At 42.0% G+C, this 13,606-nt stretch carries 11 protein-coding genes and 1 other RNA gene; 4 read left to right on the plus strand and 8 right to left on the minus strand.

The window, feature by feature from the left end; genetic code table 11:
- Positions 1–72 precede the first annotated feature (72 nt).
- Positions 73–1,485 (plus strand): TlpA family protein disulfide reductase, encoded by a 1,413-nt coding sequence (locus tag POV27_RS12710; protein WP_272863151.1) that lies wholly within the window; start codon positions 73–75, stop codon positions 1,483–1,485.
- Positions 1,486–1,574: 89 nt separating this feature from the next.
- Here the strand turns inward: POV27_RS12710 and fsa are convergent, their stop codons facing one another.
- From fsa to ffs, 3 genes are all read right to left on the minus strand, one after another.
- The gene (gene fsa / locus POV27_RS12715; protein WP_272863152.1) at positions 1,575–2,228 is read right to left on the minus strand and encodes a fructose-6-phosphate aldolase; all 654 of its coding nucleotides are present in this window, start codon (positions 2,226–2,228) and stop codon (positions 1,575–1,577) included.
- 102 nt (positions 2,229–2,330) lie between these two features.
- Complete coding sequence (locus tag POV27_RS12720; protein WP_272863153.1) at positions 2,331–3,140, minus strand: SDR family oxidoreductase; 810 nt, start codon at positions 3,138–3,140, stop codon at positions 2,331–2,333.
- A gap of 84 nt (positions 3,141–3,224) precedes the next feature.
- Positions 3,225–3,323, minus strand: an RNA gene (gene ffs, locus POV27_RS12725) — signal recognition particle sRNA small type.
- A gap of 80 nt (positions 3,324–3,403) precedes the next feature.
- Here ffs and POV27_RS12730 point away from each other — a divergent pair.
- From POV27_RS12730 to POV27_RS12740, 3 genes are all read left to right on the plus strand, one after another.
- A complete protein-coding gene (locus POV27_RS12730) occupies positions 3,404–4,456 on the plus strand; it encodes a glutaminyl-peptide cyclotransferase (RefSeq protein ID WP_272863154.1) in 1,053 nt (350 codons plus the stop codon).
- 108 nt (positions 4,457–4,564) lie between these two features.
- Complete coding sequence (locus tag POV27_RS12735) at positions 4,565–5,764, plus strand: carboxypeptidase-like regulatory domain-containing protein (protein WP_272863155.1); 1,200 nt, start codon at positions 4,565–4,567, stop codon at positions 5,762–5,764.
- Between the two features lie 150 nt (positions 5,765–5,914).
- Positions 5,915–7,456: a right-handed parallel beta-helix repeat-containing protein gene (locus tag POV27_RS12740; RefSeq protein WP_272863156.1), complete on the plus strand. Its 1,542-nt coding sequence runs from the start codon at positions 5,915–5,917 to the stop codon at positions 7,454–7,456.
- Between the two features lie 75 nt (positions 7,457–7,531).
- Here the strand turns inward: POV27_RS12740 and POV27_RS12745 are convergent, their stop codons facing one another.
- The 5 genes from POV27_RS12745 to POV27_RS12765 all read right to left on the minus strand — a co-directional run bounded on the left by POV27_RS12745 (position 7,532) and on the right by POV27_RS12765 (position 13,534).
- A complete protein-coding gene (locus tag POV27_RS12745; protein ID WP_272863157.1) occupies positions 7,532–7,939 on the minus strand; it encodes a hypothetical protein in 408 nt (135 codons plus the stop codon).
- 11 nt (positions 7,940–7,950) lie between these two features.
- Entirely contained in the window at positions 7,951–8,403 is a 453-nt protein-coding gene (locus POV27_RS12750) for a hypothetical protein (protein WP_272863158.1), read from the minus strand.
- A 4-nt stretch (positions 8,404–8,407) separates the two neighbouring features.
- Positions 8,408–9,631, minus strand: a complete 1,224-nt coding sequence (locus POV27_RS12755; RefSeq protein ID WP_272863159.1) for an OmpA family protein — start codon at positions 9,629–9,631, stop codon at positions 8,408–8,410.
- Between the two features lie 90 nt (positions 9,632–9,721).
- Entirely contained in the window at positions 9,722–10,348 is a 627-nt protein-coding gene (locus POV27_RS12760) for a response regulator transcription factor (protein ID WP_272863160.1), read from the minus strand.
- Between the two features lie 27 nt (positions 10,349–10,375).
- Entirely contained in the window at positions 10,376–13,534 is a 3,159-nt protein-coding gene (locus POV27_RS12765; protein ID WP_272863161.1) for a ligand-binding sensor domain-containing protein, read from the minus strand.
- Between the last annotated feature and the right edge of the window lie 72 nt (positions 13,535–13,606).

Below are 13,606 nucleotides of genomic sequence, written 5' to 3' on the forward strand. Positions count from 1 at the left end.
AATCTTTTAACTAGTAATTAACAGCAAACACAAGTGAAGACGTTTATTTTTGTTTCCAGAATCGAAAATACTTTGCATCTGATCAGAAAAATACTACTACTCCCCCTCATCGTCCTATGTACATTTTCTTGCAAGAAAAATTCGTCCAACGCCTGTGGAACGGCATGGATAGGTGGTGAAATTGTAAATCCTAAAAAGGATTTCATTCTCATTGGCCGTAGTCGCAAGATCATTGACACAGTGAAACTCGATGAGAACAATTTCTTTTTGTACAAACTGGAGCACGTAGATCCGGGTATTTATTTCATCAGTCATTACGAATATCAAGCCATTTACGTAGAGCCCGACGACAGTCTTATGCTTCGAGTGAATACCTTGGAGTTTGACGAATCCCTCTCCTTTACCGGAAAAGGATCGCACAGGAATAACTTTCTTATGGATTTATTCTTGTTGAATGAAGAAGTAGACGATTCATTGCCTAAGTACTATACGCTAACGCCCGAAGATTTTGAATCGAAAATAGATTCCATCAAAGATTCGCGTTATGAGCTATTTGACGAGTATTTGGAAAGCAAAAACGCGTCTCGCGGATTCAAGGAAGTAGCAGAAGCAGGCATTAACTATGGGCTTTATGCTAAGAAGGAACTTTATGTGTCGGCCAATTCCCGAAAGAAGGTATATAATGAAAATATTGAGATTCCGGAAAGCTTCTTAGGGTTCCGTAAAGAAGTAGAATATGGGAATGAACACTTACGCAGTTATTACCCTTATTATCGCTTTTTAGCCTATCATTTGGATAATCTGGCCTACGATGAATATAAGACCAAAGGCAATTACAACAGAAACGGCTTCCTGCATAATTACCATAAGAATATATTGATAGATAGTCTTATCTCCAACGATTCCCTGCGCAATAGTCTACTACGCACCAATGCACACCGTTATTTTGTAAATGCGGAAGATGAGAGCAATGAGCGCGTCATTTTAGGACAGTTCAATAAATTTAGTACACACGAAGCCGATAAAAAGGAGATTGCCCTCCTGGCGGAAGCTACCATTAAGCTGACACCCGGACATACGATTCCTAATCTCATGTTGCTAACTACAGACAACACCGTAAAGGATCTCCACAGTACACTGAATAAGCCTTCGGTAATTTACTTTTGGTCTGAGAAATCGGTCAAGCACCACAGAAAGATTCACACAAGAGCAAGGGAATTGCAAGCCAAATATCCTGAGTTCGATTTTATAGCGATTAATATCGACACCCACTTCAAAAAGTGGTTAAAGACCGTTAAGAATTCAGGCTACAGTGAAATCAACGAATATCAGTTCGAAAACTTCGATGAGGCGGAGATGAAGTTGGTTATCAATTCTGTGAACAAGGCAATGATCGTGGACAAGAAAGGTAAAATCTTGGATGGAAATACGTACATCTTCGACATGGGCATTGAGAATCAGTTACTGAGCTACCTCAACAAATAATCCGAAACTTTCAGAAATAAAAAAGCCATGTCATCCTGAGCTTGTCGAAGGATTCTGACATGGCCTTTTTACATTATTATCTTTCTTTCTTAGTTCCCCTTGCGGTAGTCTGCCAAGAATTTTTCTAAACCAATATCGGTCAATGGGTGTTTCAATAATCCTTCAATAGAAGAAAGTGGTCCGGTCATTACGTCGGCACCGATCTTAGCACAATCGATCACGTGCATGGTGTGTCGCACGGAAGCCGCTAAAATTTGAGTTTCAAAGCCGTAGTTATCATAGATATGACGAATCTCGGAAATGAGGTTAAGACCGTCGGTAGAAATATCGTCCAAACGACCGATAAAAGGAGAAACGTAGGTGGCTCCAGCTTTAGCTGCTAAAATGGCCTGTCCAGGAGAAAACACCAAGGTTACATTGGTCTTTATCCCTTTATCGCTAAAATACTTGGCCGCCTTTACCCCGGCTTTGATCATTGGCAATTTCACAACGATTTGCTCATGGAGTCCCGCTAGTTCTTCCCCTTCTTTAACCATCCCTTCGAAATCGGTCGCAATTACCTCGGCAGAAACATCACCATCTACAATATTACAGATGTCCACGTAGTGTTTCAGGATATTATCACGTCCCGTAATTCCCTCTTTAGCCATTAGGGACGGATTGGTGGTTACACCATCCAATACCCCAAGGTCTTGGGCATCACGAATTTGATCTAGGTTAGCAGTATCGACGAAGAATTTCATAGTATAGGATTTACGTTTTTTGTTAGGGCAAAAATACGCAACTAATTAGCCTTCGGAAACGAATCGTTCCAAATTTTATAACATAAAAATGTTAATAAGGGTTTACTTAAGCTTGTAGTGGTTCATAAGCATACGTTCGTATACTTTGTCCGGGAGTATTCGCTTAAGAACAATAGAAAATTTCTGAAGAAAGGCTCCTACCTTATAATGTATCTTAGGGGAAGCATTCTCTATGATGGAATGCACTTTCTCCGCCATGATTTTGGGATCACTCCCACCATCCACATGTTCGTTCATCATCTCCAAAGTGTCACCATAAGCCTTTTTGTACGGCGAGTTTTCGAGTACAGGAGCATGGTACCTTCCTGAGGCAATGTTCGTGGCAAAATCCCCAGGAGCCACATTCGTCATTTGTACGCCAAATTGTTTTACTTCCATACGGTAGGCCTCCGTAATTAGCTCTAAAGCTCCTTTGGTAGCACTGTAGATACCACGATACGGTAAGCCCATATAACCTGCAATGGAGGTTACATTAATAATATGTCCTCCATTTTGGTTTCTCATGGTGGGTAGTACCGCCTTTATTACGGAAAGTGGACCATAAAAATTGGTTTCGAAAGCATTTCGGATTTCCTCCACGGGGGTTTCCTCTATAGGCCCCGTAATTCCCACCCCAGCATTATTTACTAGGACATCGATACGACCTTCCTTGTCCAAAAGTATCTGCACAGCAGTTTGTATGGTAGATTCTTGGGTAACATCCAATGCCAGTAACGTAAAGGGAACGGTGTCTATATACTTTGAAGGATTTCTACTGGTTCCATATACGGTATATCCTTTTTGATGGAGGTACTCCCCTATGGCTTTTCCTATTCCGGAGGACCCTCCGGTAATTAATACAACTTTGGGCATAAATGTTAACTTGGAGACAAAGATGGCAAGTAGCGATTAGTATTCCAAATCGAAGGGGTTTTTAGTTCGATTAAGGCCAAAAAAAAATGGCAAGCTACCTACATCACACCGCTACGACCGAATACCCTTGCTGCGTTCCCACCCTGGGGGATTCAACGGGAGCTGGTTGTGTAGGACTTGCCGGTGCAAATATACGCCCATTTTGAAGTTCCCACAAGCATTTTTGCTATGAATTAATTATAGGTTATCTTGCCCAAAAATTTATGGAATCCATGAAAATGTACAAACTGTTCATTTGCACCCTACTACTGGGATTACTTATAAGCTGTGGGGACGATACAAAAGACCCTAACCAACTTTTTAATCTTACCATTACCAACGCCAAGAAGTCTTTCAAGGTAGAAGATGCCGTGGCCATTTCCGTAAGTCCCAAAAAGGACAAAACCATAGAAAGTGTTGCCTATACCTTAAATGGCGAAGCTGTGACCTTAACCAACAACGAATTATCACTAGCAGGGCAACGCATGGGAGTACATACATTGGGGGCAACTATTACTTCCGATGGTGAAACCTATAGCTTGAGCAAAGAATTCACCATAACCGCAACCCAGACCCCTAAACTGTATACCTACAAGATCCTAGAGAGTTATCCTCATGATATGGGTGCATATACCCAAGGATTGGAGTTTGAAAATGATACCTTATATGAAAGTACAGGGCAAAAAAAGAAATCTACACTTCGCAAAACCAATTACCAAACAGGAGAAGTTTTGGTAAATAAGAAACTGGGAGATCAGTACTTTGGCGAAGGTCTTACCATATTGAATGACAAGATCTATCAATTGACCTGGCAGGAAAATACAGGATTCATCTACAACCTTGCCGATATGGAAGAAACAGGAACCTTCGTGTATAACAAGAGCAATGAAGGCTGGGGACTTTGCAACGATGGCACTACTATCTATAAAAGTGATGGTACACAGCGTATCTGGACATTGAACAACAATACCCTTTCCGAAGAAGACTTCATAGAAATATACACCAACCAAAGTAAAATAGACAAGGTGAACGAATTGGAATGGGTAGAAGGTATGATCTATGCCAATATCTATCAGAAAGATGCCATCGCCATGGTGAATCCAGCCAGTGGTGCTGTAGAAGGTGTTATTAATATGAAAGGACTGCAAGATGAAGTTACTCAGCACAGTCAATTGGATGTATTGAATGGTATTGCCTATAAAGGAGAACTCAACATCCTATATGTTACCGGAAAAAACTGGGACAAACTTTTTAAAATAGAAGTGGTGGAAAAATAACCCTCTTCGAAAAATACTGTTTACTCACTGAAAATGGCCGTTTACTCAACGGCCATTTTTTGTTTGGATAATTTATCGGTGGTTTGATGTAACAAAGCACTAGTCATTATGAAAAAATCGATCACCATTTCCATTCCAGAACCTTGCCATGAAGATTGGGGCAAAATGACCGCTACTGAAAAAGGAAAATTTTGCAAGGTCTGTACGAAAGAGGTGATCGATTTCACTAAAGAAAGTGACGAAGCCCTTATTAAAAGGGTACAAAAAGGCGATAACCTCTGTGGTCGTTTCAAGACGTCGCAACTCAATCGCCAGATGACGTTAGAGCGCAAATCCAGAAACAGCATACTACCCTATGCAGCTTCCCTGCTACTCCCTTTAAGTCTATTAGGCCATCAGGAGGCCAAAGCCCAAGGTGGCGTATCGGTTTTCAGCAAACCAGGGGCTTCTATAAATGTAGGTGTCCTTTCCGAAAAATCTATTGTTACTATAACCGGACAAGTGACCGATGAAGCGGGAAACCCTATTTCGGGTGTAGAGGTATTAGTGTTAGAAACGGGAAAAAACACGTTGACCAATGCTCAAGGCAACTACCGCATACAATCCCCCAGTGGCGCTACCTTAGCATTCCTTCACGAAGAAAAACAACCTTACGAAGTAACCGTAGGCACCAAAAATAGCGTGATACATGCTGTATTGAGTAGTGAAGAATTACTGATGCCAGATCATTTCATCTTAGGTAGAATAGCACCTCCAGAAGAGATTGAAGAGATTGAAGAGATTGAAGTGATCGAAAAAGGAGAGGTTAAAACAATAGAAGAAGAAATTGATGAGGAAGAAAATGAAATTGACAAAATAGTCACCCGTGGAACGATTACCGATGAAACAGGACTTCCCATGCTTGGGGTACAAGTTCAGTTAGAAGGAACGGAAATAGGCACTTTTACGGATTTTAACGGAAACTATGAAATAGCATCTGAAGCAAATCAAACCCTTGTATTCTCATACATAGGATATGATACCCGGGAAATCACCCTTGCCAATATCTCCAATAGAATAGACATGTCTTTAGAACCTAGTAATGATTTAATGGGAGAAATAGTGATCGTAGGCATGATGGTGGCGACACCGGTAGAGGAATTGGTGGAAAGCCCCCTAGAACGGGAAGCATCCTGGGATAATGAACAATGGGAGAACCAACGCGAGCGCCAAGAATACGTGGCAAAGGAAAATGCCTATAAAAAAGTACAACAAGAACGCGCCAAGGAAGCCCGCAAGAAAAGAAGGGCTAACAAACGCAAAAAATGATATGGACAGTACCGTTTGGTGTGTGGTAGCAGCAGGTGCGAGGAGGGATAAGATACCGCTGCTACTACGGCTGTCTTTTTAAAACTTAACCTTCACAATAATCCGCAACATAAAAAGTTATATTTTTACTGTCAAATTATAACTATATAGATGAGATATCTTTACGGCTTGGCACTCCTATGTGCCATTGTTTTATGGAGCTCGTGCCGAAACGATTTTGAAACCGAACCCTCCACAGGAAACTTGGAATTCTCCAAGGATACCGTATACCTAGACACCATATTCACCAATATTGGATCCAGTACCTATAACCTTCGCGTATACAACCGAAGCGACGAGGACATCCATATTCCTTCCGTTAGACTGGGGCAAGGGGAAAACTCCAATTACCGTTTGAATGTAGACGGAGTGGCAGGTAAGGTGTTCGAGGACGTGCAGATCTTGGCCAAGGATAGCATCTATATCTTCGTGGAAACCACCGTAGATATTTTAGAACAAACAAACGACCTTCAGTTTTTATATACCGATCAAATTCTCTTCGACTCAGGAGCCAACGAACAAAATGTAGAGCTGGTCACCCTAGTACAGGACGCCGTATTCCTCTTTCCAGAATTGGACGATGATGGGATGGTAGGAACCATCGTGCTGGGTCAGAATGAAGAGGGAGAAGACGTTACCATTGAAGGGTTTGTGCTCGATCAGGACGAGCTCACTTTTACCAATGAAAAACCTTACGTCATATATGGCTACGCAGCAGTCCCTTCTAATGAGACCCTCACCATAGAAGCTGGAGCACGTATTCATTTTCATAGGGACAGCGGAATTTTGGTAGCCAACGAAGGTTCTATCCACGCTCTAGGTGGTCCAAGTAACGATCCCGTGCTGTTAGAAAACGAGATTATTATCGAAGGAGATCGACTAGAACCCGACTTTTCGGACATTCCCGGACAATGGGGTACCATTTGGCTCACGATCGGAAGCAACAATAATATTTTTAATTATACCACCATTAGAAATAGTATCGTTGGTATTTTGGTAGATCAGACAAGTGACGTTACCTTAAACAATGTTCAAATCTATAATAGTTCTAATGTTGGATTATTTGGAAGGAACGGAAATGTTATTGGAAACAATATGGTGATTAACAACAGTGGACAATCCTCTTTGGCGTGTACGCTAGGTGGGATTTACAATTTCAACCACAGTACGTTTGCCAATTATTGGACCAATAGTTTCAGAAGTTTCCCAACGGTTCAGATCGACAATATCATTCCAGGTTCTGACGAAGGAGCCGATTTAATTGCGGCTAATTTCACCAACTGTTTGATTTACGGAAACGAACGAAGAGAATTGGGTATTTTTAAAGTTGAAGACCCTAGTGCGCAGTTCAACTTCAATTTCACAAATAGTTTGATCCGTTTCGAAGATCCACAGGGTGATTTTGAAGATGATCCTAATTATGATTTCTCCAACCCTGTATTTTACACCAACAGTGTTTTCAATATAGATCCCGTATTCCAAAATACGGATCGCAATAATTTCAACATCGAACAAGGTACATCCGGTGCCGAAGGTATTGGTCTAGGAGGCGTCAATCCCGGTACAGACCTCAACGGAACTCCAAGGGATGGCAGTGCTCCAGATGCTGGGGCTTATGAAGCCACGGTATTCCCAGACGATGATGGAGATTAAATCCCGAGATAAAAACATAAAAATACCGCGCTCATCGACAACAAAAGATAGCGCGGTATTTTTTTGGGGAGGGAATTATTTAAGCCCCAACTCTTTCATTTTGGCATCGGCACGTTCCTGTATGGCATCGAACCGTTTCGAATAGTTGGAATTCGTCATACACGCCTGTGGTTGTTGCATCCACCGTGTGGCCCAGTCGATCCCTTCACCCATGGTTTTGGTGTATTCAGGATCACCTACGAGTCCTACAGGGTCATCCTTATGGCGTGCCATAATCTCGATGAAACCGTTCATCCAAGCTTCGTATTCGTTCAAAAACTTATCGCAAGCGGTGAGTGCCAAACTGTTCTCACCAGAGGCTCCCCTTTCGGTTTCCTCTACTTGCGTAGTGGCAGTTTCATTATCTGCTTCTTTCTTTTTCTTATTGCAGGAAGCCAAGAATAGCACAAGTACTACGACTCCTAAAATCTTAATAATTTTCATATGATTTCCTTTTAATGTCCAGGTTCTGGAATGGCTCCAAAACGAGCTTGAATCGCTTTCATTACACCTTCCATATCGGTAAGCATGGCCAAGATGATAAGTGGTGTAATAATTATAATCTGACGATGCACGGTTACTTCTAACGTGGCCGATGGCGAATTGAACCAGCCAGGGTAATCCTTCCTAAGGGAATCCAATTCTTTGCGTACCACATTAAGGCATTTTTTATAAGCGGCTATCGCTTGTTTCGTAGCATTGTATTGGGCCAACGTAACACTTTCTGGATCTGCCTCCATCATTTTTAGATTCTCTTCTTCTTTCTCTATGTTTTTCTTGCAATCATCTGCGCGTTCTAAAAGAGCCTCTACCCGATCCCTGCTGGGAGGTGTATACCCCTGGGCCGCTACTTGCACATATCCCATGAACAATAGAACTACAAAAAATAAACTCTTAGCTGTTTTCATACTTTTACTTTTTAAGAACAAATTCTACTCTACGATTCTTAGCCTTTGCTTTGTCCGTGCCACTATTATCCACAGGTTGATCTTCCCCATATCCGGAAGTGGTTAATCGGCTCTCCTCGATACCACGTCTGGTTAGATAACTCTTTACAGAATTGGCGCGATTTTCGGATAAGGTCTGATTAAATTCATTCGTACCATCTGAATCGGTATGCCCGTGAATGGCTAATGAAAGCTCTGGATGTTCTGTAAGCATAGCTACCATCCTATCGAGAATTGAATAGGAAGATGTTTGTAGCACAAAAGAGTTCACCTCGAAGTTAATGTCGTTCATGACCAAACGGCCATCGTTAATAAGACGATCATACAAAGGAAGCCCTTGTCCTCCAATAGCGAAATAGGAGATCATTTGTCTTCTTGGCGGTGCGGCATTGGATCCTGGAGAAACCATTTCTATTTCCAATCGGTTGAATGTTTTCCTTGGATGCTCAGGGTTGTGGGTAATGTCTGGATCATTAATAAGCTGTACCCCATCGAAATATCCTTTCAAATTCCCCTTGTTGAAGGAATACTGAATAACGTGCCATCCCGGCTGAATCCCTCCTGGGAAGCGAACAATCCCATCCGATCCACTATGCAAAGAACCGTTGGCAATACGCAGATCATGATTGGCATAGGGATTATCGTCATTCTTAAGGTTCACATAGTATACCTCGTTTCCTTTTCCGTAGAAATACACATGAATTTCAATTTTGAAAGTATCTCCCAAGTAACGATCCCCTTTAATGGTAGGCTTTATGGTACTATACCCAGAAATGGCTTCTACAACGCCATCTTTTTCACCATTCGTTAAAACTTGGTCATTCTGCAGGCTACCGCTTACATGGGTCCATTTGGAAGGGAATTCACTTGGGCGCTCCGTATTGAAATCGTCCACAAATACTGCACTTCCGGGGTCTATAAAATTAACGATAGGAGCATTTCCGCCCATTTCATTGGTAGAAACTACAACCACTTCTCCATTTCCTCCTCCAGAAACGGTTGGGTCGCTCTTTTTGTCTTTGCCTTCAATGACATCGATACCGTCGTCTACGGTCTTTTCAATTTTGTCTTTTCCTTTTTTCTTTAATTTTCGCTTTACAATACCTCCGATGTCCTGTCCGTAAACATTGGTCACAGCAAAGGCCATACATACAAGTATTGATAATCGTACTAATCTGATAGTTTTCATAAGTGAGATTTTAAAATGGTTAACACTTCGCAAATCTCTCACAATGAAACACTTGAATCAATCGCTCGTTTGGGGTATTTTAAAAAAGAACTAGATGAGTTTCTGCTTAATTGCCTTGTAAATCGCCTCTGCCCTGTTGTTTACATGCAGCTTGGAATAGATATTCTTTATATGGGTTTTTACTGTATGTGGGCTTAGAAAAACCTCTTCGGCCACATCCTTATAGTTAAGTCCTTGGCTTAGTAGTTTTAGGATTTCGGTCTCCCTTTCGGAAAGGGGATTATCTATAATACGGAAGGAATTGATAATGCGTCGCGCTATCTGACTGCTCATGGGCGATCCGCCATTAAATACCTCTTTAATGTGTACCAATAAATCGGCGGGATTGGTATCCTTCAACAAATACCCAGAAGCCCCAGCACACAAGGATTCGAAGATGGAATCGTCGTCACTCTGTACCGTAAGCATAATGAAATCGATCTCAGGACATTTCTTTTTGAGTTCCCGGGTGGCCTCAATACCGTTCTTTTGTGGTAGATCGATATCCATGAGTACCACGTCTACCGGCAAATTGGGAATGGAAGCAATGGCCGATTCGGCGTCGGGAAAGGCATACTTGCACGAAAAGCCCGTGGAGCCATCTAAGATAAGATTGAGGGTCTGCCGTATTTCATGGTCATCCTCTACAATGGCAATATGCACAATATCCTGATTCATTATCTAATTTAAAACACTAATTTACAATTATTTATCACCATTCTCATCCCTCAGATGGGGTATTCGGTGTAACACTACCACCGTGCCCTCCTCACCCGAAACGATAGAAAGATTTCCTCCAATCTTATCCGATCGGTTCTTCATATTGGTCAATCCCCTACCCTTACTTTGTCGATGTACATTAAACCCTTTTCCGTTGTCCTTCAATCGAAGGGAAGAATATCCTTCCTCCGTTTCCACAGTTAGTTCAACCACAGTACAATCAGAATATTTGGCACAATTATGCATGGCTTCCTTAAAGATGAGCACGATCTGCTTCTTGGTCTGCGGGTCTAATTGAATCTCATGTAACGCTTCCGAATAGCCTTGGGTGGTATAATGGGTATCGGTATTGGAAAATAACTCTTCTCCAAAATCCTTCAACCGCAAAATGGCATCGCTCAAACTGTCCTTTTGCGGATCAATAACCCAGAGCAAATCGCGGAAACTACCTGATAGATCTTTAATATTTTCCCGCATCTTCCCGAACCAATTAGATGGATCCTTGTTTTCCTGAAGGGTGCGTTCTGCCAAGGTGAGGAACATGGATATTTTGGTCACCTTAGACCCCAATTCATCATGGAAATCGGCGGCGTTTTCATTGCGTAATTGTTCACGTTCCCGAATCAAGGCCCGTTCCAAGCGGGTTTCCTGCTGCAATTCCTGCATTTTTTTCCGAATGCGAAGTCGATAGATCCACCATACAGTACCTAATAACAAAAGCACGTATAAAGCATAGGCCCACTTCGTTTTCCAAATAGGTGGAAGCACGTGAATCTTCAATTCTAAAGGCACTTCCGACCAAATTCCTTGATTGTTGCTTCCATCCAAAAGCAAAGTATATTCCCCAGGGGGTAAGTTGTAGTAGGTCAAGGCAGCATCATTTCCCGTTTCGATCCAATCTTCACTGGTGGGTAACATCTTATGGCGGTACTGATTATGGGAAGGCCCCGTAAAATCCAATACTGCGTAGCTTAATTTAATGGAATTCTCCCGATGTGAAAGTTCGATGGTACCATCCTTAATACGATCCTTGATCGAAACAAACCCTTGGTCTTTCTTTGTGATGCTCTCCAGGGTAGTAAGCCCAAGGTTGAAAGAACGAGCAATCATAGCTTCAGCCGAAGGATTCAAAACACTCAATCCTCCACTGCTTCCAATAAATACATGGTCGTCGGAATCTATATAAATGGAATTGCGATTGGTTATATTATCGGCTAAACCATCGCCCATGGTGAAATATTCAATATGCACAAAGCTCTGCATGGACTCGTTATAGATGCCTTTGAAAACACCTCGTGTTGTGGCAATCCATAAGGCTCCTTTGGAATCTTCCTGTATGCCTAAAATATATTCGGAAGGGAGGCCATCGTTTAATCCAAATTGTCGGAATCGATCACTTTCTTCTTCATATAAGTTAAGACCGGTTTGGGTTCCTATCCATAAGCGATCCTTGCGATCCCTGAATATTTTTTTGATGGAGTTATTACTTATCCGAGTACGGTCCCCAAAGGAACTTGTATAATTCTGGAAGGTTCCCTCTCCTTCTTCAGATAGCATTCGACTTAGTCCTGCAAATGTCCCTACCCACAATTGTCCTTTGCTATCTTTTTGTACCTGAAAAGTGTACGAATTCACCAAGGCATCATCCCTATCGAAACTAGCATCGTAGGCCTTAAACTGTAGATTGTTGAAGTCACCATCGGGCAAGGTCACTTTGAGTAACCGAATGTAATTCCCAAGCCAGAAAGTGTTGGAATCTTCCTCTATAATTCCCGTAGAAATGGTATTGGGAAGTCCATTAGCGGCGGTATAATGAGCGAAAGGGCCGGGCTCGTAGTTTTCGTCCAATTGAGCAACGCTTACCCCTCCTTTTCCGCTTATCCATAATCTATTATTACTATCAATGAGCAGATCGCGGGCCTGTTCAAAATGTTCGTTTTTAAATTCAAGAAAATTGGTGGGGCATTTGTTATCCAGTATATCCTGCTTGTTGATCCTGTAAAGTATGGTAGGCGTATTAATCCATAGATGTCCGCCATCATCTTCGGCCAAGGCGTACATACTAATATTATCCAAGCAATTGGAGATATGCACAGGTGGAAATGTATACATCTTACCCACATTCTTGCTCAGTTTATAAAGACCATTGCTATTGGCAATCCAGATATTTCCCTGGGAATCTTCGAAAATGCTTCGAGAAAAACTAGACATCCCAGGAAGACCATTAGTTGTAATCACTTCCTGCTCTATGAGGAATCCATCTTCCAGTTTGTATTTTGTGAAATAATTACGCCATGTGGCATTCCAAATAAATCCTTCTTTATCAATCGCCGTATTATAAAGAAAATGGGGGGATGCAATAGTTCCGTCGTGCGCCTTAAATTTTTCAACAAATAAGGTGGAGTCGTCTTTCCAACTTCCCTTCAGCAAGCCCGTTCCGGCACTGATAAGAATGGTCTCTGCATCGAACTCGATATATTTGAAAGGATTCAAATTCACGAGATCTACATCCTCTCCTGCTTCCCAAGGCAATTTGTTGAATGTAAGCGAGCCTTTTTCGGCGATGAGTGGCGGTGAATCTGCTCTGCAAACCCATATCCTATGCTTACTGTCTTCGGTAACACTCCAAATGGCTTTATCCTCATGGGCAACCTCATCTGGCAATAGTATGCGTTTGGGGATATCATTTCCCTTCGATATGAAATAAAGCCCTTGATAAGTGGACACCCAAATGTTGTGGGAACTATCTTCAAGAATATTGATGACATAATCGATTTTCCCTTCGCGCTCAGGTTCTAGGGCAATAAAAGTAATTTCCTCATTTTCGAGCACGTGCAAACCTTGCGGTGTCGCAATCCAAACCCTACCATCGCTAGCAGTAACTAGCGTCTGAATCTTATTATCCCTTAGTCCCGTCGTGTCTCCTAGGCGAGCATAATATCCATGAAACTTCTGACCATCGAATTTGTACAGACCATTGTTCCCCGCAATCCATAGGTACCCCAGATCGTCTTGGGCAATGTCTAGAACAATTCGCGAAGGCAATCCGTTGTGATCTGCATAACGGGTAACCTCGTAGAACTGAGCGAACACACTCCAAGACAACATTACAGAACATAGGAATATGAAAAGCCTACGGTTCACTTGCATGTCTATTTAACTTGTTTAAAAGTAAACAATTAGACAGAAAGGGATATACCCCAAATGATGTATTTT

Source organism: Aureisphaera galaxeae, assembly GCF_028561275.1.
In the GTDB taxonomy this organism is placed as follows: Bacteria; Bacteroidota; Bacteroidia; order Flavobacteriales; family Flavobacteriaceae; genus Aureisphaera; species Aureisphaera galaxeae.